22 protein-coding genes are annotated in these 24,639 nt (G+C 63.3%); 7 read left to right on the forward strand and 15 right to left on the reverse strand.

The window, feature by feature from the left end; genetic code table 11:
- Positions 1–106 precede the first annotated feature (106 nt).
- A complete protein-coding gene (locus tag O0881_RS19695) occupies positions 107–469 on the forward strand; it encodes a BON domain-containing protein (RefSeq protein WP_034752546.1) in 363 nt (120 codons plus the stop codon).
- Positions 470–681: 212 nt separating this feature from the next.
- Positions 682–1,686 (forward strand): bile acid:sodium symporter family protein, encoded by a 1,005-nt coding sequence (locus tag O0881_RS19700; protein ID WP_289912608.1) that lies wholly within the window; start codon positions 682–684, stop codon positions 1,684–1,686.
- Here the strand turns inward: O0881_RS19700 and O0881_RS19705 are convergent.
- Positions 1,683–2,465: a sterol desaturase family protein gene (locus O0881_RS19705; protein ID WP_289912609.1), complete on the reverse strand. Its 783-nt coding sequence runs from the start codon at positions 2,463–2,465 to the stop codon at positions 1,683–1,685. The two genes, O0881_RS19700 and O0881_RS19705, sit on opposite strands and share 4 nt — an antisense overlap.
- Positions 2,466–2,631: 166 nt before the next feature.
- Here O0881_RS19705 and modA point away from each other — a divergent pair, with 166 nt between their 5' ends.
- From modA to O0881_RS19725, 4 genes are read left to right on the forward strand one after another with little or no spacing between them, the layout of a single operon-like run.
- Entirely contained in the window at positions 2,632–3,390 is a 759-nt protein-coding gene (gene modA / locus O0881_RS19710) for a molybdate ABC transporter substrate-binding protein (RefSeq protein WP_099665997.1), read from the forward strand.
- Positions 3,391–3,405: 15 nt separating this feature from the next.
- Positions 3,406–4,077 carry a molybdate ABC transporter permease subunit gene (gene modB / locus O0881_RS19715; RefSeq protein ID WP_289912610.1) on the forward strand — a complete coding sequence of 224 codons (672 nt, stop codon included), beginning with the start codon at positions 3,406–3,408 and terminating at the stop codon, positions 4,075–4,077.
- Between the two features lie 8 nt (positions 4,078–4,085).
- Entirely contained in the window at positions 4,086–4,796 is a 711-nt protein-coding gene (locus tag O0881_RS19720) for an ATP-binding cassette domain-containing protein (protein WP_289912657.1), read from the forward strand.
- A 40-nt stretch (positions 4,797–4,836) separates the two neighbouring features.
- Positions 4,837–5,604: a TOBE domain-containing protein gene (locus O0881_RS19725; protein WP_289912658.1), complete on the forward strand. Its 768-nt coding sequence runs from the start codon at positions 4,837–4,839 to the stop codon at positions 5,602–5,604.
- 1 nt (position 5,605) lies between these two features.
- On the opposite strand, the gene O0881_RS19730 is transcribed toward O0881_RS19725, so the two are convergent.
- On the reverse strand, positions 5,606–8,680 hold the full coding sequence (locus O0881_RS19730; protein ID WP_289912611.1) for a response regulator: 3,075 nt from the start codon (positions 8,678–8,680) through the stop codon (positions 5,606–5,608).
- Positions 8,681–8,929: 249 nt separating this feature from the next.
- Between O0881_RS19730 and fnr the strand changes: the two genes are divergently transcribed.
- On the forward strand, positions 8,930–9,688 hold the full coding sequence (gene fnr / locus O0881_RS19735; protein WP_092609777.1) for a fumarate/nitrate reduction transcriptional regulator Fnr: 759 nt from the start codon (positions 8,930–8,932) through the stop codon (positions 9,686–9,688).
- A 137-nt stretch (positions 9,689–9,825) separates the two neighbouring features.
- Here fnr and O0881_RS19740 read toward each other — a convergent pair whose 3' ends face one another.
- From O0881_RS19740 to yiaA, 13 genes are all read right to left on the reverse strand, one after another.
- A complete protein-coding gene (locus O0881_RS19740) occupies positions 9,826–10,350 on the reverse strand; it encodes a FixH family protein (RefSeq protein WP_251349655.1) in 525 nt (174 codons plus the stop codon).
- A gap of 102 nt (positions 10,351–10,452) precedes the next feature.
- The gene (ccoG, locus tag O0881_RS19745) at positions 10,453–11,835 is read right to left on the reverse strand and encodes a cytochrome c oxidase accessory protein CcoG (protein WP_099666002.1); all 1,383 of its coding nucleotides are present in this window, start codon (positions 11,833–11,835) and stop codon (positions 10,453–10,455) included.
- 2 nt (positions 11,836–11,837) lie between these two features.
- Positions 11,838–12,758, reverse strand: coding sequence for a cytochrome-c oxidase, cbb3-type subunit III (gene ccoP / locus O0881_RS19750; RefSeq protein ID WP_070278469.1), 921 nt, complete (start codon positions 12,756–12,758; stop codon positions 11,838–11,840).
- Positions 12,751–12,954, reverse strand: coding sequence for a cbb3-type cytochrome c oxidase subunit 3 (locus tag O0881_RS19755; RefSeq protein WP_034782719.1), 204 nt, complete (start codon positions 12,952–12,954; stop codon positions 12,751–12,753). Before O0881_RS19755 ends, ccoP begins: the two co-directional genes overlap by 8 nt.
- Position 12,955: 1 nt before the next feature.
- Entirely contained in the window at positions 12,956–13,570 is a 615-nt protein-coding gene (gene ccoO, locus O0881_RS19760; RefSeq protein WP_070278467.1) for a cytochrome-c oxidase, cbb3-type subunit II, read from the reverse strand.
- A 15-nt stretch (positions 13,571–13,585) separates the two neighbouring features.
- Positions 13,586–15,013, reverse strand: a complete 1,428-nt coding sequence (gene ccoN / locus O0881_RS19765) for a cytochrome-c oxidase, cbb3-type subunit I (RefSeq protein ID WP_034782722.1) — start codon at positions 15,011–15,013, stop codon at positions 13,586–13,588.
- 237 nt (positions 15,014–15,250) lie between these two features.
- Positions 15,251–15,427, reverse strand: coding sequence for a cbb3-type cytochrome oxidase assembly protein CcoS (gene ccoS / locus O0881_RS19770; RefSeq protein ID WP_251349659.1), 177 nt, complete (start codon positions 15,425–15,427; stop codon positions 15,251–15,253).
- Complete coding sequence (locus O0881_RS19775) at positions 15,427–17,865, reverse strand: heavy metal translocating P-type ATPase (protein WP_289912612.1); 2,439 nt, start codon at positions 17,863–17,865, stop codon at positions 15,427–15,429. Before O0881_RS19775 ends, ccoS begins: the two co-directional genes overlap by 1 nt.
- 22 nt (positions 17,866–17,887) lie before the next feature.
- Positions 17,888–18,655 (reverse strand): sulfite exporter TauE/SafE family protein, encoded by a 768-nt coding sequence (locus tag O0881_RS19780; protein ID WP_289912613.1) that lies wholly within the window; start codon positions 18,653–18,655, stop codon positions 17,888–17,890.
- A 9-nt stretch (positions 18,656–18,664) separates the two neighbouring features.
- Positions 18,665–20,113, reverse strand: coding sequence for an oxygen-independent coproporphyrinogen III oxidase (hemN, locus tag O0881_RS19785; RefSeq protein ID WP_289912614.1), 1,449 nt, complete (start codon positions 20,111–20,113; stop codon positions 18,665–18,667).
- A gap of 24 nt (positions 20,114–20,137) precedes the next feature.
- Entirely contained in the window at positions 20,138–21,796 is a 1,659-nt protein-coding gene (locus O0881_RS19790) for a PAS domain-containing methyl-accepting chemotaxis protein (RefSeq protein WP_289899735.1), read from the reverse strand.
- A 195-nt stretch (positions 21,797–21,991) separates the two neighbouring features.
- The gene (locus O0881_RS19795) at positions 21,992–24,103 is read right to left on the reverse strand and encodes an EAL domain-containing protein (RefSeq protein ID WP_289912615.1); all 2,112 of its coding nucleotides are present in this window, start codon (positions 24,101–24,103) and stop codon (positions 21,992–21,994) included.
- 42 nt (positions 24,104–24,145) lie between these two features.
- Positions 24,146–24,577, reverse strand: coding sequence for an inner membrane protein YiaA (yiaA, locus tag O0881_RS19800; RefSeq protein WP_289912616.1), 432 nt, complete (start codon positions 24,575–24,577; stop codon positions 24,146–24,148).
- Between the last annotated feature and the right edge of the window lie 62 nt (positions 24,578–24,639).

Below are 24,639 nucleotides of genomic sequence, written 5' to 3' on the forward strand. Positions count from 1 at the left end.
TGGAAATTAAAAGCTGGCACGGTGCTTGCTGTATGGGTAGATGTGACGCTTCAAAGTGTTGCTTTATCCAAGTAAGAAGCTTTTAACTTCATTGAGAGGAACTACCATGCAAACATCGAAACTGTTCAATACCCTGGTTGCCGCTATCGTACTGTCGGGCGCCTCGATCACCGCTTCGCATGCCGCTGACTCCGCACCAAAAGCACAAGCTCCTGCTGACACCGTCGTGGCCGCCAATGCCGCCGCTGCCGTCCCTGATGAAACCATCACTTCCTCGGCCAAGGCCGCCCTGAGCGCCGATGCGCAAGCCGCTGCCCTGCCCGTCAAGGTAGCAACCCAGCAAGGTGTGGTCGTCCTGTCGGGCGACGTGCCGAGCGCCGAAGCGGGTGACCGCGTCGTGCAGATCGTCGCTTCCGTGAGCGGCGTGAAAGAAATCAAGAACGAGCTGAAAGTCAAAGCCGCCGGCTAAGCCCTCGCGCTGTACTTTACTCCGGGTTGCCCTGTCTGCGGACAGGGCATTTTTTTGTCCGCACGGTTTGACCCGGCCAGCCATGCCGATGCCGCCAGGCAAGGAGCCGGGAAATACAAGTAGAATAGCCAGCACTGGCGCCGCTCCCGGCGCTGTTTGTCATCCCCGGCACAGCATTCTGTTGCAAGGCTGCGCCGTTACCAGGCTACCGCATGTCTTCTTTTTCTCCCGCTGCCCTGTTGCGCAATCTGAAACCCGATAACTTCACCATCGCCCTGCTCGTCACCGTGGCGCTGGCCACGTTCCTGCCCTGCACGGGCCAGACGGCCGTGGTCTTCGGCAACATCACCACCGTCGCCATCGGCGCCCTGTTCTTCCTGCACGGCGCCAAGCTGTCGCGCGAAGCCGTGCTGGCAGGCGCCATGCACTGGCGCCTGCACTTGCTGGTGCTGGCCAGCACCTTTGTCCTGTTTCCTCTGCTGGGCCTGGCATTGCGCCCGCTGGCGCTGACCTTCCTGACGCCCGACTTGTACATGGGCATCTTGTTCCTGTGCGCGCTGCCGTCCACCGTGCAGTCCTCCATTGCCATGACCGCCATGGCGCGCGGCAACGTGCCGGCCGCCATCTGCAGCGCTTCGGCCTCGAACTTCATCGGCATTTTCCTCGCCCCCCTCCTGGTGGGCTTGCTGGTGGCCAAGGGCGCGGAAAGCAAGTCGTCGGTGGACGCCGTGCTGTCCATCGTCCTGCAACTGCTGCTGCCCTTCCTGGCCGGCCAGTTCCTGCGCCGCTGGATCGGCCGCTGGGTCGACCGCCACAAGGCCACCCTGAAATACGTCGACCAGGGTTCGATCTTGCTGGTGGTCTATACGGCCTTCAGCGAAGCCGTCAGCGAAGGCCTGTGGCATACGATTTCGGTGGAAACGCTGGTGGCCCTGGGCCTGATCAGCCTGCTGCTGCTGGCGCTGGTGCTGGGTATTTCGACCTTTGTCAGCCGCCGCCTGGGTTTCAACAAGGAAGATGAAATCGCCATCGTCTTTTGCGCCTCGAAGAAAAGCCTGGCCAGCGGCGTGCCCATGGCCAAGGTGCTGTTTTCCACGCGTTCGCTGGGTATGGTGATCTTGCCGCTGATGCTGTTCCACCAGATTCAGCTGATGATTTGCGCCGTGATCGCGCAAAAGTATGCGCGGCGCGACGAGGCGGCGGCGGTGCGCGTCTAGGGGATGGACGGGGCCTTGCTGCGCACCGGCCACGTCAGCGCGTCAAGCAAGGTGCCCGGCGCCTTGCCCGTGTCCAGCCCCGTCGGGGGATATTCTCCCGCGTGGGGAATATGGTGGGTGCCGAACAGCCAGTCGAAGACGGGGAACAGCCCCGCGAAATTGCAGTTGAAATGCTCGGCTTGCACCGAGTGATGAACGCGATGGTACTGCGGTGAATTGCACAGCATCCAGTAACGGCCAAAGCCGACCCGGACATTCATGTGCGGGAAAACATGATACAAGCTCAGTATCCCGTACATTCCCAGAATCACCGTATTGGTCTTGAATAAGATCCCCGCCAGCAGATAGATACTGAGCGCCTTGATGCCCGCTTCGGCCCAATAGTGCCGCGTCGTTGTGCTGGCATTCATGGCCGTATCGCTGTGATGGAAGGAATGCATGGCCCACATGGCGGGTACGCGGTGTTGCACGCGATGAAAGATGTATTCCAGAAAATCCATGCAGAGGGCATACGCGAGGAAGGCCGGCGCCAGCATCCACCCTGAAGAGGCTAGATTGATGAGCCCGCCGCCCGCCGCATTGACAAGCTGTACCGTGACGATGGCCGTGAGCGGGGCCAGCATGGCGCCGCTGGCGGCATAGATGAGCATATACGCAAGATTGAAGCGCGACGCCCCCGAAGGCTGTTGCTGCAGGGGATGCCGCCTCTCGATGAGCAATGCCAGAAGAATGACCGCCAGGAGCATCAGGGGGCCAAGCAGTAGCGCTGCGTATCCCATCGTTTAACCCTGGAAAGTAGTGGATAGTTGTCTCTTGTTAAAAATAGTCCGCCCATTCCCGTCTGTCAATGTCATTGGCATTGCCTTGACCCATGCAATGGCAGAACGCTATATATAAGTGTATATTACGCTCCTTGTTCACCGTTCACTTTACAAGGATACGATCATGCGCCTCACCTCCCTCGCCCGCCTGCTTGGCACCGCCCTGCTGGCCACCGCCGCCACCTCCGCCCTTGCCGGCGAAGTGGTGGTGTCGGCCGCGGCCAGCCTGACGAACGCGTTCAAGGATGCGGCGCAGAGCTACGAGGCGCAGTATCCGGGCAGCAAGGTGTCCCTGAACTTCGCCGCCTCGGGCGTGCTGCTGCAACAGATCGTCAAGGGCGCGCCCGTGGACGTGTTTGCCTCGGCCGACCAGGAAACCATGGATGCGGCGCAAAAGCAGGGCTTCGTCCTGCCGGCCGACCGCATGGATTTCGTCGGCAACAGCCTGGTGCTGATCGTGCCGCACGATAGCAAGCTGGGCATCAAGAACTTGAGCGACCTGACGCACAAGAGCGTGACCCGCGTGGCCATCGCCAATCCGGCCAGCGTGCCCGTCGGCCGTTACTCCGAAGGCGCGCTGAAGAAGGCGAAGCTGTGGGATGCCGTGCAGCCCAAGGCCATCGGCACGCAGAACGTGCGCCAGTCGCTCGACTACGTGGCGCGCGGCGAAGTCGATGCGGGCTTTGTCTATGCCACCGACGCGGCCATCATGAAAGACAAGGTGAACGTGGTGCTGGACGTGCCATTGGACGCGCCCGTGCTGTACCCGATCGCCACCATCAAGGACAGCGCCAACCAGGCTGAAGCGAAGCGCTTCGTCAGCTACCTGCAGACGGCGCCGGCGCAAGCGATCCTCGCCAAGTACGGTTTCAAGAAGCCATAAGGTAAACGAACGCGCATGGATATCGCCTGGACCGCGCTGGCCCTGTCGCTCAAGGTAGCGGCGTGGGCCACGGCGCTCAATTTGCTGCTCGGCATCGGTACGGGCTATGTGCTGGCGCGCACGCGTTTTCCCGGGCGCGAGCTGCTCGACGCCCTCATGACCCTGCCGATGGTGATGCCGCCCACCGTGCTCGGCTATTACCTGCTGGTGCTGCTGGGCCGGCGCGGCACGATGGGCATCTGGCTGCAGGATAACTTCGGCATCAACCTCATCTTTACGTGGCAAGGCGCCGTGATCGCCTCCACGGTGGTCGCCTTTCCCCTCGTCTTCAAGCCCGCGCGCGCCGCCTTCGAAGCGGTCGACGGCCAGCTGGAGCAGGCGGCCCGCGTGCTGGGCATCTCGGAAATGGCGATCTTTCTCCGCGTGACCTTGCCGCTGGCCTGGCGCGGCATCCTCGCCGGCGTGCTGCTGGGCTTCGTGCGCGCGCTGGGCGAGTTCGGCGCCACCCTGATGGTGGCCGGCAGCATCCCTGGCAAGACGCAGACCCTGTCGGTGGCCGTGTTTGAAGCCGTGCAGGCGGGCCAGGATGAGGTGGCCAATACGCTGGTCCTGATTATCTCCCTGGTCTGCATCGTGGTGCTGCTGTCGGCGGGCCGCCTGGCGCCCGGACGCATCGCGCACAAATGACGCAGATGATGACGCCTATGCAACTCGACCTCGACCTCCGCGCCACCTTGCGCTCCGGCAAACGCCGCTTCGACCTGCAGGTGCAATGCACCTCCAGCAGCCAGCGCATCGCCATGTATGGCCCGTCCGGCGCCGGCAAGAGCATGACCCTGAAAGCCATTGCCGGCCTCTTCACGCCGGAGGCGGGCCATATCCGCCTGAACGGGCGCACCCTGTTCGATTCCGCCGCCGGCATCAATTTGCCGCCGCAGCAGCGCAATGTCGCCTATCTGTTCCAGGATTACGCGCTGTTCCCGCACCTGACGGTGCGCCAGAACGTGGGCTTTGGCCTGCGCCGCGGCTGGTTCAATCCGCGCGCGCGCGAAAAATTGCAGAAGGTCGAGCATTGGCTCGACGCCTTCCACCTGCAGGAACTGGCGCACCAGTTTCCCGACGAGTTGTCCGGTGGCCAGCGCCAAAGGGTGGCGCTGGCGAGGGCGCTCGTGGCCGAACCGGCCGCGCTGCTGCTCGACGAGCCGTTTGCCGCCCTCGATCCGGCCCTGCGTGTCAAAATGCGCCTGGAGTTGAGCCAGTGGCAGCAGCGCCTGGACGTGCCCATGATCCTGATCACACATGATCCGGAAGATGCGCGCATTCTGGGTGAACATGTGCTTTACTTGCGTGACGGACAAATTGACAGCATGGAAGAACATAAGGCATTGGGTGAACGCATTGGATAAATCAGCGGCAGCGGAAATCGGCCTGCAAGGCTCGGTATGGATGACGGTGGGCGGAGAACACCTGGGCGGCGCCGGCCGGGTGGAATTGCTGGGCGCCATCGCCGAGTGCGGCTCCATTACGCAGGCGGCCAAGCTTGTGAAGATGAGCTACAAGGCGGCCTGGGACGCCATCGACGCCATGAACAACCTGGCTGGCGAACCGCTGGTCGAGCGCTTGACGGGCGGCAAGGGCGGCGGCGGCACGCGGCTGACGCCACGGGGGCGCCAGCTGGTCGACAATTTCCGTATCATCGAGCGCGAGCATGCCCGCTACCTGCGCCAGCTGGGCAGCCAGGCGGAAGGCATCGCCGACGATCTTTTACTCATACGGAGAATGGCCATGAAAACCACGGCACGCAATCAATTCCTGGGCAAGGTGACCGAACTGAAACAGGGCGCCGTCAACGATGAAGTCACCCTGGAATTGCCCGGTGGCCAGCACATCGTGGCCATCGTCACGCAGGGCAGCAGCGCGAGCCTGGGCCTGGTGCCGGGCGCGGAAGCGTTTGCGCTGATCAAGGCGTCGTCCATCATCCTCGTGACGGACAGCCAGGGCGCGCGTTTTTCCGCGCGCAACCAGCTAGCCGGAGTCGTGACGCGCGTGCAGACGGGCGCCGTCAACACGGAAGTGGTGCTGGACTTGCCGCGCGGCGGCACGATTGCCGCCATCATCACCAACCAGAGCAGCACCGACCTGGGCATCGAACTCGGCAGCAACGTGACGGCGATTTTTAAAGCGTCCAGCGTGATTCTGGGCGTGCCCGCCTGATTTAATCCTGCAGGCGCGACAACCAATCGGCCGCCGCCGCCAGCGCCTGTTCCAGTTCCTGCGCCGTGTGCGCCAGCAGCGCCGGCACCTCGTCCAGGCGGCCCGCATCGATGGCTTCCTCGGTGGCGAACGCGGCGCGGATCAGGCGTTTCGTGCCCAAGGTGCCGACGGAGCCGCGCACGCTGTGCAGGATGCGCGCCACGTCGCTGTGGCGGCCTGCCCGCAACGCCGTTTCGGCGTCGCGCACGGGCGTCATGCCCTTGTTCAGCGCATCTTCCACCATGCGCCGCAGCACGCCGCGCCCCTTCGCATCGCGTCCCATCACGCGCATCAGCGGCGCCATGGAAAACACTTCTTCATCGGCGATGCGTGCCGGTTCGGCTGTCTGTACTTGCGGGCGCTTGGGCAGGTGGCGCAGGATGACTTCCATCATCTCTTCCACCACCACGGGCTTGGCGATGAAATCGCTGATGCCGGCCGTCATGCAGCGCTCGCGCTCGGACGCCAGCACGCCCGCCGTCATGGCGATCACGGGCAGGTGCAAACGCAGTTCCGTGCGGATGATGTGGGTGGCGCTGAAGCCGTCCATGACGGGCATCTGCATGTCCATCAGCACGATGTCGTAGCGCAGCGCTTCCGTGCGCAGCCGTTCCACGGCTTGCAAGCCGTCGCCCACCACGTCCAGGGTGGCGCCCATGTGTTCGAGGATGCCGCGCGCCACGGCCTGGTTCAAATGGTTGTCTTCCACCAGCAGGAAATGCACGCCGGCCAGTTCCGTGCCCAGCGGCTGGTGCAGCATGCGTTGCTCGCCGCCGTCGTCTTTGGCGATCAGCGCCTGGTGCAGGGCGTCGAACAGGCTCGAGCCCGTGATCGGCTTCATCAGCACGACGTCGGCCTCGGCCGCGCTGGAGATTTCTTCCAGGTGGTTGCGGGCGAAGGCGTTGACCATCACCACGATGGGCTGGCGCTGGCCGCTGGCCGCCTGGCGGATGGCCTTGGCCGTGGCCAGGCCATCCATGACGGGCATGTGCCAGTCGGCCAGCACCACGTCATACGGTTGCTGCTGCGCCAGGCGTTCGCGGTACAGCTCGATGGCGGCAAAGCCGGAGTCCACTTCGTCGGCCAGCCAGCCCCACGCCTCGATCAGCTTGACGATCAGTTCGCGCGTGGTGCGGTTGTCGTCGGCCACCAGCAGGCGCAGCTGGCCCAGCGCCGGCGTGCGCCGCGTTTCGGCCGGCTGCGCCAGCATCTCGAAGGGCACGTTGAACCAGAAGCGGCTGCCCTTGCCTTCGCTGCTGGCGACGGCGATGTCGCCGCCCATCATGTGGATCAGCTGCTTGCTGATGGCCAGGCCCAGGCCCGTGCCGCCGAAGCGCCGCGTGATGCTCTGGTCGCCCTGGGAAAACGCGGCAAACAGCTGCTGTTGCTGCAGTTCCGTCATGCCGATGCCCGTGTCGCGCACTTCGAAGCGCAGCCAGGCGCGGCCGCTCTCGCTCTCGGCCAGGCTGACGGCCACCACCACTTCGCCGCTCTCGGTGAACTTGATGGCGTTGCCGGCCAGGTTGACGAGGATTTGCTGCAGGCGCTGGGCGTCGCCCACGAGACGCCGCGGCACATCGGGCTCGACGGCGATGGCCAGTTCCAGCTCCTTTTCGCCCGCATTCATCGTCATCGTCGTGGCCAGGGTATTCATGACTTCGTCGAGGTCGAATTCGACGGGCGACAACTCCATGCGCCGCGCCTCGATCTTCGAATAGTCGAGCACGTCATTGAGGATGCCCAGCAGCGACTGGCCCGCCACTCTGACCATGGTCAGATACTTGCGCTGTTCCGTGTCGAGCCTGGTATTGCCCAGCAAATACACCATGCCCAGCACGGCATTGAGGGGCGTGCGGATTTCATGGCTCATGTTGGCCACGAAATCGCTCTTCGCGCGGTTGGCCGCCTCGGCCCGGTCGCGTTCCTGTTCCAGCTCCGCCGCGCGCGATTCGAGTTCCTGCTGCAGGCGGTCGCGTTCGCTCATCAGGCCGTTGAACGCTTCCGTCAGTTCGCCGATCTCGTCGCGCTGCTGCACCGGCACGGGCGTGAAGCGGCTGCCGCTGGTGCGCAGGGCTTGCAGGGTGTCGCGCAGGCGCACCAGCGGCGACAGCAGGCGCACGGTGACCCAGCCCAGCACAAAGGCGGCCAGCAGCGAGGCGAGGATGCTCCACAGCACCAATCGGTACAGCACGCCATCGAACGGTTCGAAGGCATCCTCGACGGGGAGCGAGGCGGCCAGCAGCCAGTTCACGGATTTCAGGCGCTTGAAGCTGTTGACGGCCGTGATGCCGCGGCTGTTGGTGCTGACCATGCTGCCTTCGCCATCTTCCTTCAGCAGCTGGGTCGTCGTCAGGTTGGCGTTCGGCTTGCGCGGTTGCAGCAAGCGGCTGGTATCGGGGTGCAGCACGTAGCGCGGCACGGCGCCGCGCGTGAGAATGAAGTAATAGCCGTTCTTGCCGATCTTTTCCGAGCGCAGGCGGCCCAGCAGGTTGTCCTTGTACAGGCGCAGCACGCCGATCACCACGCCGGCCACCTGGCCATCGGCGGCCAGCACGGGCGCCACCATCTGCACGATGGGCATGCCGCTCGACTTGCCCAGCATCGGTTCGGTGATCATGGGCTGGCGCGTGCGCAGGACGGTCTGGAAATACTCGCGCTCGGCGACGTTGATGCCGGCGCGCCCCGCTACCTCCGGCATGTCGGCCACGACGGCGCCATGCGCGTCGAGCACCAGCACGTCATCGAACAGCACCAGCATCGAGCGGCGCGAATAGTATTCGCGCAATTGGGCGGGCCGGGCGATCAATTCCGGCGGCTGCTGCCTGGCCGTCAGGGTGACGATCTGCAGCAGCATGCCCAGCTTGTCGTCGAGCTCGGCAGCGGTGCGGGTGATCAGGGACGATTGCTGGCTCAGCAGTACTCGGGTGAAGTCGTCGCGCATGTGCTGCACCTGGATCATGGTGACCAGCGCGATCATGGCGATCGAGGTCAGGCTGGTGGCCAGCGCGACTTTTGTTTTAATGCCGAGAGGCTTCATGATTTCCTTTTCAGTACCGGGCGGCACAGGCGGCAGATAATGCTGTCAGGAATTTTCCTATCAATACCCCAGCTTGGCAAGCGCCGCCGCGCAAATTGCCCGCCCTGTACGGGCTTTTGACGATGTTGCCATATAATTAAAGGCTGGACGTCGTTTATTCGCCGAATTTACGGTGAAATTGGCATACGGCAACCCTGTATGCGGCTGTATGCAGTAAACTTGTTGTTGCATTTTCTAAAAGGTACCGACATGACTGAAGCGCTACTCACTCCAACCTTGCCCACCGTGAACGTGGAGGCGTTGCGTGCGCGATGCTCGACCTGCAGCATGCATCAATTGTGCCTGCCGATGGGCCTCGATGTGGGCGACATGGACAGGCTGGACCAGATCATCGGCCGCCGCCGCAAGATCGTGCGCGGCGCCTCGCTGTTCCGTATCGGCGACTCGTTCCAGAACCTGTATGCGATCCGCCTGGGGCATTTCAAGACGTACCAGATCAATCCGGGCGGCGAAGAGCAGGTGACGGGCTTCCAGATGGCGGGCGAACTGCTGGGCATGGACGCCATCAGCGCCGACCGCCACCACTGTAATGCGGTGGCGCTGGAAGACAGCGAAGTGTGTGAAATCCCGTTTTCCAGCCTGGAACAATTGTTGGGCAATATGCCGACCCTGCTGCGCCATTTCCACCGCATGATGAGCCAGGAAATCACGCGCGAGCAAAGCGTCATGCTGTTGCTGGGCAATATGCAGGCGACGCAGCGCTTTGCCGCCTTCATCGTCAACCTGGCGTCGCGCTATGAAGCGCGCGGCTATTCGGGCAGCAATTTCCAGCTGCGCATGTCGCGCGAGGAAATCGGCAACTACCTGGGCCTGACCATCGAGAGCGTCAGCCGTCTGCTGTCGAAGTTCAAGAAGGAAGGCTGGCTGCGCGTCTCCAACCGGGAAATTGAAATCCTGCAGCCGGCCAAGCTGAAGGCGATTACGGCCGGCACGGACACCTGCAAGTAACAGCACCGTCAAAACCTGCTGCGCGTCGCGCTTTGCGGCCTGCGATGCTCGCTGGCTCGGCGCCCCCGTGCATAGCACAGCTGCGCTTCTCAACCACAAATCACTGCCGCTCGCTACGGTTTTCCCGGCGCTGTACGTTATAGCTCTTCATCCGCATGCAGCGCGATGCTGCGCTGCAGGGGCCAGGTCCAGATGCCGGACAGGCGCCACTCGCGTTTGTCGTTTTCCACCAGCACTTGCCAGCGGCTGCGCTCGAGCATCGGCAGCGCCACGGAAAAATTGCCGGCCGCATCGGGTTGCACCAGCACCTTGATATCCTTTTCCGGCAGGGTCGCATGCGCCAGGTGCAGCTGCAAAGGCGCCTGATAGGCCTTGCCGAAGCTGTGCACGGAACCGGTCAGGCGCGCTTGCGCCACGTCATACGACAGGCGCGTATCCATCGCCAGGTCGCTGGCGATCGTGTCGCGCTTCAAATCCTGGTTGATCGCCTTGCCCTGTTTGTAATAATCGCCCACCACCAGCGCATCGGGCTGCGTAAACGCGATATAGCCCATGAAGCTGCCGACGACCACGGACAGGCCGGGGCCGATCATCAGCAGCCATGGCCAGCGGTGCTTGTACCACGGTGCAACGGGTGCTTGCAGTTTCAGACTGTCGGACATGGTATTTCTCCTGTTTAATCAGCCAGTCCCCGCATGGGGACCGGCCTTCCTGCAACTTCGTGGCGGCGGCGAGGGCACCCGGTCCCCGTCCGCCTTTCCTTGTTACCGCGGCACGATGAATACCGCGCTTTCACGCACATGCAGCGATGGGTCGTCCAGCGATTGCAATTCGATCGCAATCTTGTTCGAGCCCTTCTCTCCCACGCCGTGCGGCACGCGCAGGCGGATCGGCCAACCCAGCGTTTCCGTCGGCTGCAAGGTCACTTCTTCGCGCGTCAGCAAGGTCAGGCCCGGCAAGCCGGAAGCGCTGATTTTGAAATGCTGGCTTTGCTCCGACGTGTTCATGATCTGCAGGCGGTAGACGTTTTCGATCATGCCGTCTTCCACTTCGCGTCCCATGGAACCGCGGTCGCGGATCACGTCCATTTTCAGGGGCGTGCGCAGGGCCAGCGAAGTACACACGGCGATGATGATCAGGGCCAGGATGGAAGTGTAGATCAAGACGCGCGGGCGCATGGCGCGCTGGCGTATCTGCTTCGAATTGAAGTTGTTTTCCATCGCATGGTCGGTACTGTAGCGTACCAGTCCCCGTGGCCGGTCGACCTTGTCCATCACGCTGTTGCAGGCATCGACGCAAGCGGCGCAACCGATGCATTCATACTGCAGGCCGTTACGGATATCGATACCGGTCGGACACACCTGCACGCACAGGGTACAGTCGATGCAATCGCCCAGCTTGTCGTTGTTGCCGGCCTTCTTGCTCATGGCGCCACGTGGTTCGCCGCGCTTGGCATCGTAGGTGATGATCAGGGTGTCCTGGTCGAACATGGCGCTCTGGAAGCGCGCGTAGGGGCACATGTATTTGCACACCTGCTCGCGCAGCCAGCCCGCGTTGCCGTAGGTTGCCAGGCTGTAGAACAAGACCCAGAACCATTCCCAGGGACCGAAGTTCAGCGTGGTCACCGACTGCGCCAGTTCCTTGATCGGCGTGAAGTAGCCGACAAAGGTAAAGCCCGTCCACAGGGCGATGGCGCCCCATACCAGGTGCTTGGCCGTCTTCTTGAACGCCTTGCGCACGGAGGGGCCCTGCTTGTCGAGGGCCATGCGCGCGCTGCGCGTGCCCTCGATGCGGCGTTCGACCCACAGGAAAATTTCCGTGTATACCGTTTGCGGGCAAGAGAACCCGCACCACACCCGCCCGGCAATGGCCGTGACGAGGAACAACAAATACGCACAGATGATCAGCAGGGCCGCCAGATAGATGAAATCCTGGGGCCACAGCACGACGCCGAAAATGTAGAACTTGCGCGTGGTCAAATCGAACAGCAGGGCTTGCCTGCCATTCCAGGTCAACCACGGCAAGCCGTAGAACGCGAGCTGGGTAAGCCATACGCATACCCATCGCCAGGTAGCGTAGCGTCCTTTGGCCTCGCGAGGGTAGATTTGCTCGCGGGCCGCATACATCTTGATGACTTGAGGTTCCATTTTTACTTTGCGGGTGCCTGCGGATTCGACAGGCTCCAGACATACGCCGACAGCACGTGTACCTTGGATTCGCCGAGGAAATCGCTGAAGGCCGGCATGGTGTTGCTGCGTCCCTTGCGTACGGTTTCCATGATGGTGTCGGCGCTGCCGCCGTACAGCCAGGTCTTGTCCGTCAGGTTTGGCGCGCCGAGCATCTGGTTACCCTTGGCATCGGCGCCATGACAGGCCATGCAGGCGCCGAACTTGGCCTTGCCCAGCACCGACTTGACGGGATCCGAGGTCGAGCCGGACAGGCTCAGCACATAATGGGCCACGTTCTCGACATCCTTTTCGGACCCTAGGGCGGCGCCCATCGGTGGCATTTGCCCATTGCGGCCGTGCATGATGGTGGTCTTGATGATGTCGGGTTCGCCGCCATACAGCCAGTCCTTGTCCGTCAGGTTGGGGAAGCCCTTGTTGCCGCGCGCATCCGAACCGTGGCATTGCGCGCAGTAGGTCAGGAACAGGCGCTGGCCGATGGCTTGCGCCTGCGGATCGGCGGCCACCGTCTTCAAGTCCTGGCTCAGGTACTTGTTGAACAGGGGACCGTAGTCGGCTTCCGCCTTCTTCAGCTCTTCCTCGTACTGGCCCGTCGATTTCCAGCCCAGGCTGCCGGCATAGTTGCCCAGGCCCGGATACAGGAACAGGTAGGCCAGCGAGAAGACGATGGTGATGTAGAACAACCACATCCACCAGCGCGGCATCGGCGTATTGAGTTCCTTCAAGTCCTCGTCCCAGACGTGGCCCGTGGTGCCGTCAGCAGGGGCGCCCTCGACCACTTTGATTTTCGACTGCGAGTACAGCAGCACGCCGCAGCCGATGATGCCCAGCAGGGACAGCACGATGATGTAGATATTCCAGAAGCCATTGGTAAAGTCAGCCATGGTTATGCTCCTTCGCCAGGGTCATCTCGGCCTCGGCCGGATAGTCGAGCGCGTCGTCGGCGAACGGCAGGCGTGCCGCCGCGTCGAAGTCGCTGTTGCTGCGGCTGAACGTCCACCACAGGATGCCCACGAACGTCGTAAAGGAAACCACCGTCATGACGCTGCTGGCGCTGTCAAACAGGTTTTCGATTGCCATGCTAATTCCTTGTTTTGATTAATGTACCGAGGCCTTGCAGATAGGCGACCAGGGCGTCTTCTTCCGTCTTGTCCTGCAGCTGCGCGGGGCCGGCGGCGATCTCTTCATCGCTGTACGGCTGGCCCAGGCGTTTCAGGGCGCGCATCTTCGGCATGATGTCGTCAGGCACCAGCTTGGTCTTCGCCAGCCAGGGGTAGGACGGCATGTTCGATTCGGGCACCACGTCGCGCGGGTTGTTCAAGTGCGTGCGGTGCCATTCGTCGCTGTAGCGCGCGCCCACGCGGGCCAGGTCGGGCCCCGTGCGCTTGGAACCCCACTGGAACGGACGGTCGTAGACGAATTCGCCGGCGACCGAATAGTGGCCATAGCGTTCCGTTTCCGCGCGCAGCGGACGCACCATCTGCGAGTGGCAGTTGTAGCAGCCTTCGCGCACGTAGATGTCGCGGCCCGCCAGGCGCAGCGGCGAGTACGGCTTCAGGCCGGCGACGGGTTCCGTCGTGCTCTTCTGGAAGAACAGGGGGACGATCTCGACGGCGCCGCCGATGCTGATCACCACCGTGACCAGGGCGATCAGCAGCCAGGGGTTTCTTTCAATCCATGCATGTGAAAATTTCATTTGCTTTCGCTCCTATCAGGCGTGCGCCGCGTTCAGTTCCGGAATGCGGGCGACGGGGAGTTTGCTGCCGCGCAGCGTCATCCAGGTGTTGTAGCCCATGATGCACATACCCGACAGGTACAGCAGGCCACCGGCCACGCGCACCACGTAGTACGGATACGTCGCTTTCACGCTCTCGACAAAGGTGTAGGTCAGGGTGCCGTCCGGATTGACCGCGCGCCACATCAGGCCCTGCATCACGCCGGCGATCCACATTGCGGCGATGTACAGCACGATGCCGATGGTGGCCACCCAGAAGTGCACGTCGACCAGGCGCGTGCTGTGCATCTGCGTGCGGCCCGCCAGGCGCGGCAGCAGGTAGTAGATCGAACCCATGGTGATGAAGCCCACCCAGCCCAGGGCGCCCGCATGCACGTGGGCAACGGTCCAGTCGGTGTAGTGCGACAGCGAGTTGATGGTCTTGATCGACATCATCGGACCTTCGAAGGTGGCGATGCCGTAGAACGACAGCGAAACGATCATGAATTTCAGGATCGGGTCGGTGCGCAGCTTGTGCCAGGCGCCCGACAGGGTCATGATGCCGTTGATCATGCCGCCCCAGCTTGGTGCCAGGAGGACCAGCGAGAAGACCATGCCGATCGATTGCGTCCAGTCAGGCAATGCCGTGTAGTGCAGGTGATGCGGACCCGCCCACATGTAGGTGAAGATCAGCGCCCAGAAGTGGACGATCGACAGACGGTACGAGTACACGGGGCGCTCGGCCTGTTTCGGGATGAAGTAGTACACCATGCCCAGGTAGCCGGCGGTCAGGATGAAACCCACCGCGTTATGGCCGTACCACCACTGGATCATGGCGTCCTGCACGCCCGCATACGCGGAATACGACTTGGTGAACGAGGCTGGCATGACGGCGCCATTGACCACGTGCAGAATCGTCACGGCCAGGATGTAGGCGCCGAAGAACCAGTTGGCCACGTAGATGTGCTTGACCTTGCGCTTGATCAAGGTGCCGAAGAAAACGATGGCGTAGGCGATCCAGACGACGGCGATGAGGATGGCGATAGGCCATTCCAGTTCCGCGTATTCCTTGCCGCGTGTCATGCCCAAGGGCAGGGTGACGACGGCGCACAGGATCACCGCTTGCCAGCCCCAGAACGTGAAGGCGGCCAGTTTGTCGGAAAACAGGCGCACCTGGCAGGTGCGTTGTACAACGTAGTACGAAGTAGCGAACAGGCCGCAGATGCCGAAGGCGAAAATCACCGCATTCGTGTGCAGCGGACGCAAGCGTCCGTATGTCAGCCATGGTATGTCGAGGTTCAGGGCAGGCCAGGCCAGCTGAGCGGCGATGATAACGCCAACCAGCATGCCGATGATGCCCCATACCACAGTAGCGACCGCGAATTGCTTCACGATCTTGTAGTTATAGTTCAGCGATTGATCCACAAAGACTCTCCCTGGAATTACTATTTATGATGGTGGCCAGAGAGTAAGTGTTTGACCGGGAAAAAACTTTGATGTGGATCAAAATTCCCCGGATGAAATAAGCGTAGCGAAGTGGCATCGAAATAAAGTGATATTTCGATCAAAAAAGCCATGCAAGATCCCTGCAAGCGCTGCTTGACCTGTGTCAAAAGACGCTTGCTGGCGCTGGCGGGCGTCAGCGTATTGCGTGGGAAAAAGTCAGGCCGGCGGTTCGCCGGGCGCGGGCTTGGCCGGCGTATCGTCGTCCTGCAGCACGCGCAGGCCCGGTCCGACGAGGTCGTCGAACTGGCCGCTGTCCGAGGCCGTGAAATACACCCACAGGGCGATGAAGACGACCACGACGCTTAAGGGGATGAGGAGGTAGAGAGCTTCCATTAGACTTTCCGCAGGCGCAGGGCGTTGGCGATGACGACGGCCGAGCTGGCAGCCATGCCGACACCGGACAGCCAGGGGTTGAGGAAACCCAGCGCGGCGGCCGGGATGGCCGTCAGATTGTACAGGGTTGCCCAGCCCAGGTTTTCGCGGATGATGCGCATGCTGCGCGCCGCCGTTTTCGCCGTGTCGAGCACGGAAACCAGTTGGCTCGACAGCAGCACCGTGTCCGCATGCGCCTGCGCCAGCGCGGCGCCGGAACCCATGGCGAAGGACACGTCGGCGCCGCTCAGCACGGCGGCGTCGTTGATGCCGTCGCCGACCATCGCCACCACGGCGCCCGTGGCCTGCAATTGCTGGACGAAATCGAGCTTTTCATCGGGCAGGCATTCGCCGCATGCCGTGTTGATGCCCAGTTCCGTCGCCACGCTTTGCGTCAGCGCTTCCTGGTCGCCGCTGAGCAGCACGACTTGCTTGCCGCGCCGGTGGAAATACGCGACGACGTCAGCCGCTTCCGGGCGCAACGCGTCGCTGAGTAAAAAGCGCGTCAGCCAGCGGCCTTGCGTGCCCAGGTACAGCGGCGTCATGCCCTGCATGCCGACGGCCGTGTCGCCCAGCGGCGGCCCGGCGAGGGCGGCGACAAAGGCCGCATTGCCCAGGCGGTAGCGCACGCCGTCGACGATGCCCTCCAGGCCCTGGCCTTGCACTTCTTGCAATTGTTCCGCATGCGCGCGCAGCAACTGTTTTGGCAACTCTTCTGCCGCTGCCAGGATGGCCTGCGCCAGCGGATGGGCGCTGCCCGCTTCCAGCGCGGCGGCCACCTGCAGGCAAGCGTCCTCGCCCATGCTGCCGAGCCCCTCGGTTTGCCGCAGCACGGGCCGGCCCAGGGTCAGGGTGCCCGTCTTGTCGAAGACGATGTGGGTGGCGCGGTGCAAGGTTTCCAGCACATGCGGCTGGACGATCAGCACGCCGCGCCGCAGCAGGCTGTCGGTGGCGGCCGCCAGCGCCGTCGGCGTGGCGAGAGACAGCGCGCAGGGGCAGGACACGACCAGCACGGCGATGGCCACGGGCCACGCTTGCGACGGGTCATGCCAGCTCCAGAAGGCGAACACGGCGATGGCAAACAGCAGCAGGCCCAGCACGAACCAGGCGGCGACCTTGTCGGCCCATTGGGCGATCTGCGGCTTGCCGCTGCCGGCCCGCTCGATCAGTTTCAATAAATCGGACAGGGTGCTTTCGCGCGCCGGTTTGAGCACGCGCAAGATGAGCGCCGCGCTGGCGTTGATCGCCCCGCCCGGCACCCGCTCTCCCGTTTTTCTCCGTTGTGCCGCGCTTTCGCCCGTCAGCAGCGACAGATCGAGCGCGCTCGTGCCTTCGATGATGACGCTGTCGGCGGCGATCGCCTCGCCCGGTTTGACCAGAATCACGTCGCCGACGGCCAGGCTGCCGGCTGGCACCAGGGTGGTGGCGCGGTCGTCCGGGAAGCCCGCCATCAGCGACGCGGACGCGGGCAAGGCGTGCTGCAGGCGCTCGAGGGCCGAGGCGGCCTTGCGGCGCGCCTGCAGCTCGAAATAGCGGCTGCACAGCAGCAGGAAGATGAACATCGTGGCCGAGTCGTAATACACCTCGCCGCGGCCCGTAAAGGTCGCCACCACGCTGCCGAAAAACGCCGCCAGGATGCCCAGCGCCACGGGCACGTCCATGCCCAGGGTGCGCGCGCGCAAACTGGCCCAGGCGCCCTGGAAGAAGGGCATGGCCGAATAGCAGATGGCCGGCAAGGTCAGCAGCAAACTGGCCCAGCGCATCAGGCTGGCCATATTGTCATCCAGGGTGCCATCCTCGGCCAGGTAGGCGGGCGCCACATACATCATCACCTGCATCATCGACAGGCCGGCGACGAACAGCTGGCGGCCCAGGGTCTTGCTGGCCTTTTGCAGGCGCTCGCCATGGCGCACGGCATCGTAGGGATAGGCCGTGTAGCCGACCTGGCGCACGGCTTGCAGGATGTCGCCCGGTTCGCATTCGGCGCGGCTCCAGCGCACGTACAGGCGCTCCGTGGCGACGTTCAGGCTGGCCGCCTGCACGCCGGGCAAACGCGTCAATTGACGCTCGATCAGCCAGACGCAGGCGGCGCAGCGGATGCCTTCGACGGACAGGGTCGCTTCGCAACTGCTGGCGTCGCGCGCGAATTGCGCGTCGTCATTGCTGTACAGACGCAGCTCGGGCGGCACCAGGGTGGCGTCAGCCGCATTGACGGCATATTCGTCGCGGTCGCGGTAATACGCGCTCTGGCCGATGTCGACGATGGTTTGCGCCACCGCTTCGCAGCCGGGGCAGCACATGGCGCGCGGCACGTCGTCGATGGTGACGTGCCAGCTGGAGCCGACGGGGACGGGCAAGCCGCAATGGAAGCAGGCGGACGGTTTTAACACAGCATTCATGGGTTTGTTTTCATGCGTCTTTTCATGGATGGCCCGTGACGCACAGGGCGTCGAGCCAGCCCAGCGACACGCCGTTGGCGGCGCGCAGCAGGCCCAGCACGCCAAAGCCCAGCACCAGCAAGCCGCTGGCGATGCGCACGGGACGGCGCTGCATCTGCGCGCGCAGGCGCGTGCCCAGCAAGCCCATGCCCAGCAGGGTGGGCAGGGTGCCCAGGCCGAAGGCGGCCATGGCGGCCGCGCCGTTCAGGGCCGAGCCTTGCATCATGGCCGTCAGCAGGGCGCTGTAGACCATGCCGCACGGCACCCAGCCCCACAGGCCGCCCACGGCCAGCGCCTTGAACGGCGTATCCATCGGCATCAGCGGCTTTAACAGGGGGCGCACGCGGCGCCAGATTACGTTGCCGGCCGCTTCCAGGTGCGCCAGGCCGCGCCAGGCATCCATCAGGTACAGGCCCAGGGCGACGAGCATCAGGTTGGCCAGCCAGTAGCCGGCCACTTGCAGGGACGCCAGGTGCAGCATGCCGGCGCCCGCCAGGCTGCCGGCCAGGGCGCCGGCCAGCATGTAGCTGACTATGCGCCCGCCGTTGTAGGCCAGCACGCGCAGCACGTTCGCCGGCAAGGTGGTCTGCAGCGCCGGGCGCGCCACGGCGATGGCAATCACGGGACGGCCGGGTGCGGGCGTGCCACCGCCCAGCGACAGGGCGCCCACGATGCCGCCGCACATGCCGATGCAGTGCACGCTGCCGGCCAGGCCGACCAGGAACATGGGCACGAGGCTCAGGGCGTTCATCGCGTGGCGTTACACCGTTTTCGAGTAGCGCAGCGGCTGCACCGCGTCCGGCGCCGTATTGGCGCGCGCCAGGGTCAGGTAGCGGTCGAAGACCATGCAGATATTGCGGATCAACAAGCGCCCTTTCGGCGTCACCGTCAGCCAGTCTTCCTCGATGACGAGCAAGCCGTCGCGCGCCAGTTCGCGCAGCTTGTCCAGTTCGGCGGCGAAATAGCTGCGGAATTTGACGGGGTGCGCCTGCTCGATGGTGGCGATCGACAATTCGAAATTGCACATTAGCATCTGGATGATGATACGGCGCAACAAATCGTCCGTATCGAGCTTGATGCCGCGCGTGATCGGCAGCACGCCTTCGTCGAGCTTTTCGTAATACGCGTCGAGCGTCTTTTCATTCTGGCTGTACACGGCGCCGACGGAACTGATGGCCGACACGCCGCAGGCGATCAGGTCCGCCTCCGCGCGCGTGGAGTATCCCTGGAAATTGCGGTGCAAGCGGCCCTGGCGCTGCGCCACGGCCAGGTCGTCCGTTGGCTTGGCGAAATGGTCCATGCCGATGTACACATAGCCGGCGGCCGTCAGGCGCGCGATGCACAGGCCCAGCATGGCCAGCTTGGTGGCGCTGTCGGGCATGTCCGCGTCGAGGATGCGGCGCTGCGGCTTGAACAGGTGCGGCATGTGCGCGTAGTGGTACAGGGCGATGCGGTCGGGGCTGGCGTTGATCACCTTGCGCAGGGTTTCCGTCATGGTGTCCAGGTTTTGCTTCGGCAAGCCATAGATCAGGTCGATGCTGATCGAGCGGAAACCCGCGTCGCGCGCCGCCTGCATGATGGCCACCGTTTCCGCCTCGGGCTGGATGCGGTTGACGGCTTTTTGCACGTCGGCGTCGAAATCCTGCACGCCCAGGCTGATGCGGTTGAAACCTTGCGCGCGCAGCGAAAACACGCGTTCGCGCGACACGGTGCGCGGGTCGATCTCGATCGAATATTCGCCGTCTTCATCGGAAGCGAATTCGAAATGCTGGCGCAAATGCGCCATCAGTTCATCCATCTGCTTTTCGCTCAGGTAGGTGGGCGTGCCGCCGCCGAAGTGTAATTGCTCGATCTGGTTCATGCCGGCAAACAGCTTGCCCTGCATGGCGATTTCCTGCTTTAAATAGCTGAGGTAGGTGGCCGCCTTGCTGCGGTCTTTCGTGATGATCTTGTTGCAGGCGCAGTAGTAGCACAGGGTGTCGCAGAACGGTACGTGCACGTACAGCGACAGGGGACGGCGGCCGCCGCGCATGCGCAGGGCGGCCAGCGCTTCGAGGAAGTTGCCGTAGCCAAATTCCGCATTGAAACGGTCGGCGGTCGGGTAGGACGTGTAGCGCGGGCCGGACTGGCTCATCTTGCCGATGATGACCGGGTCGAATTCGACGACGGCGTCCAGGTCGGCGGAAGCACTGCTGAGTAGTGTAGGCATGGTGTGTGTAAAGTCTTGAAAGGTTTAGGCGGCCAGGCGTTTCATGGCGGGCTTGCCGGCGTTCGCGGCGCCAGACTTGCCGCCAGGCATGGCGACGCGGCGCGGTGGCGGCATCTTGCCGAAATTGAACAGGCTCACGGCTTGCGACAGGCTGGCCGCTTCTTCCGCCAGGCGCGTGGCGGCCGCGGCGGCTTCTTCCACCAGGGCCGCGTTCTGCTGCGTCACCTGGTCCATATGGGCGATGGCCTGGTTGACCTGGTCGACGCCGATGCTCTGTTCGCGCGAGGCGATGGAAATTTCCTGCATGATGGCCGTCACCTGCTTGACGGAGCTGACCACCTGTTCCATGGTGGCGCCGGCGCGGTTGACCTGCAGCATGCCGGCGCCCACCTTGCCGACGGAAATTTCAATGAGTTGCTTGATATCCTTGGCTGCCACGGACGAGCGCTGCGCCAGGTTGCGCACTTCGCCCGCCACCACGGCGAAGCCCCTGCCCTGCTCGCCGGCGCGGGCCGCTTCCACGGCCGCGTTCAAGGCCAGGATGTTGGTCTGGAAGGCGATGCCTTCGATCAAGCCGATGATGTCGACGATTTTCTTCGACGAGGTGTTGATCTCGTCCATGGTGGTGATCACTTCGGAAACGATCTCGCCGCCCTGCACGGCCACTTTCGAGGCGGCCACGGCCAGTTCATTCGCCTGCACCGAGTTGTCCGCGTTCTGTTTCACCGTCGACGAGAATTCCTCGATGCTCGAGGCCGTCTCTTCCAGGCTGGCGGCCTGCGATTCCGTGCGGCCCGAGAGGTCCATGTTGCCGACGGCGATTTGCTTGGTGGCCACGGCCATGGTTTCCACGTTGATGCGCACGTCGCGGATGGTGGCGATCAGGTTGCTGTTCATCTGTTGCAGCGCGCGCAGCAGTTGACCCACTTCATCCGTGCTCTCCGTTTCAAAACTGCCCGACAGGTCGCCCGCGGCAATGGCCCGCGCGCCGTTCAGGGCCTTGCCCAGCGGCTTGAGCACGGACATGCGCAAGGTGTACCAGAGGAAAACGTTGATCAGGAAACCGAACAGGGTGGCGCCGAAGATGGCGTAATTGGTGATCTGGCCGCCGCTGGCGAACAGGCTGATGACGCACACCAGCAGTTGCAGGCAGTTGACGATGGAGGTGGCGGCCCAGATGCGCAGGTTGAGCGACATGTGTGTCAGGCTGTGCAGCAGGTGCGCCAGGCCCGGACGCACGATCTGCCCGTTCTTGATGACGATGTTGCCGCCTTCCTTGTTGCGGATGGCCGCGTAGGCTTCTTCGGCGGCCTTGACCTGGTCCTTGTCCGCCTTGACGCGCACGGACATGTAACCGATGGTCTTGCCCGCTTCGCGGATGGGCGTGACGTTGGCGCGCACCCAGTAGAAATCGCCGTTCTTGCAGCGGTTCTTGACCAGGCCCGTCCACGGCGTGCCGGCCTGGATCGAGGTCCACAGGTCGGCGAACGCTTCGGCCGGCATGTCCGGGTGGCGCACGATGTTCTGGGGCGAACCGAGCAGCTCGGCCTCGCTGAAACCGCTGACCTGACTGAAGTAGGGGTTCACATACACGATATTGCCGTTCATATCCGTTTTCGACACGATGGCCTGATCGTCCAAGACGAGGACTTCACGGTTAGTCACTGGCAAATTTTGTCGCATGGTCGCGGCTTCCTGATCAGTTAAATAGGCAATTGGTGAGTAAGACTTGCACGATTGCAAGAATGGAGATCAGTGTAAGGAGTCGCCTGCGCAAATTTATTGATGTAGATCAAAATCCTCAAGATTGGTCGTGCTTGCACGCATTTAGCGATAGCAATGCGGCATTGTTTTAAAGATATTGGTTGCCGTCGGCGCTTAATCTGCGCCCGCCGTCAGCGGCCGCAGGCTGCCCACGGCGTAGCCTTGCGCGTAGTCGATGCCCAGTTCGCGGATGACGGCCAGGGTGGCCGCGTCTTCCACGTATTCGGCCACCGTTTCCAGTCCCATCACGTGGCCCACTTCATTGATGGCCTTGACCATGGCGCGGTTGATGGCATTGGTGGCGATGTCGCGCACGAAGACGCCGTCGATCTTCAAATAGTCGACGGGCAGGGCTTTCAGGTAGCCGAACGAGGAAAAGCCGCTGCCGAAGTCATCGAGCGAGAAGCGGCAGCCCAAGGCCTTGAGCTGGCGCATGAACACTTGTGCCTTGGGCAGGTTGGCGATGACGGCCGTTTCCGTTATTTCAAAGCAGATTTGCTCGGGCGCAATCGCGAATGCCACGAATTGCTCGGTGATGTAGTCGTGCAAGCCGGCATCGGCCAGCGACATGCCCGACAGGTTGACGGAATACAGGGCCGGTGCGCGGCGCCGGCTTTCCGCCAGCGCGGCCAACGGCGGCAGGCTGTCGCGCACGCTCTGGATATGCGCGCAGACGGCGCGGATGACCCAGCGGTCGATGGACAGCATCATGTCGTAGCGTTCGGCGGCCGGGATGAAGGCGCCCGGCAAGATCAGGTCGCCCTTGCTGTTGCGGATGCGGATCAGCACTTCGTCGTGGTGTTCCGGGCTGTCGTGCAGGTGCACGATGGGCATGGCGTACAGGCGGAAATAGTCGTGGGCGAACGCTTCGTTCAGGCGCGAGATCCACAGCATTTCGCCATGCCGCTGCGCCAGCATGACATCGGACTCCTGATAGATATGGATGCGGTTGCGGCCCTGCTCCTTGGCCAGGTAGCAAGCCTGGTCGGCCGCGCTCAGCAGCTCGCTCATGGACTTGCTGTCCTGGCTGATTTCCACGATGCCGATGCTCACGCCCAGCTCGAAGCTGCGTTCGTCCCAGGCGAAACGGAAATCGCGCACGGACTGGCGCAGCTGTTCGCCGATCAGGCGCGCGTGTTCGAGCGGACAGTGCGGCAGCAGCACGCCCAGTTCGTCGCCGCCCAGGCGCGCCAGGATGTCGCTGTCGCGCATCCGCCCCTGCAGCATCTTGGTCAGCAGCTGCAGCAGCACGTCGCCGGCGCCGTGGCCGCAAGTGTCGTTGATGACCTTGAACTGGTCCAGGTCCAGGTACAGCAGCGCATGCGCGTGGCCATCCTGCTTGGCCGTGCGCAGGGCGCCGGCCACCAGGTGCTCGAATTCGCGCCGGTTGATCAGGCCCGTCAGGGTATCGTGCGTGGCTTGCCACGACAGTTCCTGGCTCAGCTTGCGCTCGTGGCTGACGTCGCGGAACACGACGACGGCGCCGAGGATGTGGCCGTCGCGCGACCAGATGGGTGCGGCCGATTCCTCGACGGCGATGCGCCGCCCGTCGCGCGTGACCAGTTGCGAGCGGGGTGAAATGCCGATGGCCTGGTGCTGTTGTAGGCAGCGCATGGCCACGTGCTCGCGTGCTTCGCCCGTGCGTTCATCGGCCAGCGGCATGGTCAGGCCGATGTCCAGGCCCTGCGCCAGCTCGTTGCTCCAGCCCGTCAATTGCTCGGCCACCCGGTTCAGGTAACGCGTCTTGCCCTGCGGATCGGTGGTGATGACGCCGTCGCCGATGGAGCTGAGCGTCACTTCGGCCAGTTCCTTGCGCTCGGCGATCATCAGTTCGCGCGCCATGTGCTCGGTGATATCCCAGATGATGCCCAGGGTGCGGTCGGGCCGGCCGCCGGCATCCATGAAGATGTGCGCCTTGGCCGCCAGCCAGTGTTCGCTGCCGTCGGGCCAGACGACGCGGTATTGCAGGGCGTAGCCGCCGCGCCGGCGCACGCCGTCCTGCAGCACGTTGACCACCTTGTCGCGGTCGCTGGCGTGCACGCAATCGAGAAAGCTGCGGAATGGCTGCGTCAGCGCCCGTTCTTCCAGGCCCAGCAAGGTGGCGCCCTTGGCCGACCAGCTGACCGTGCCGTCGATGACCTGGCCAGCGACGATACGCGAATCCCAGATCGCCATGTGCGCCGCCTCCAGCGCCATCTGCAAACGTTTCTGCTGGTCGCCCATCATCCTCTCCCGACATGGATACAGGAATAGACGCGCCGCTGGTGTTTAAGTTCCCGGCAGCTCGGCGGGTGTGCTGGCCGAGGCGCGCGCCACGTCGCGCACATTCTTTTGCACGGCCACGGCAGCAAATAGGCTGAGCAGGAACGCCATGGCATAAAACCCTTTTTCGCTGTTTTGCAGATTAGCGTTCCATAGGCCGACAGTCAATAACAGCAAGGCCAGCAGCACGGAGATCCAGCACAGGCCGAAATAGATGCCCGTCACGGCGATGCCTTCGCTGCGGTCGCGCACGGATTTTTGCAGCGAAATGGCGGCGAACAGGCCATACATGAGGATGGTGAAGTAATAGCCCTTCTCGTTGAGCGCCATCGTGGCGTTCCACAAGCCGGACAGATAGGTGACGATGCCGATCAGCAATGCCGCCCAGGAGGCGCCGATAAAGGCGCTGCTGGGGCGTGGGGCGGGGGGAGCATGCATAGGGTCTCCATGGGCAGCGGGCGCCGCCGGCATGGCCGGGGCGGCAGGCACGGATGCGCCTG

The sequence above is a fragment of the Janthinobacterium sp. SUN100 genome, from assembly GCF_030397705.1.
GTDB lineage: Bacteria > Pseudomonadota > Gammaproteobacteria > Burkholderiales > Burkholderiaceae_D > Janthinobacterium > Janthinobacterium kumbetense.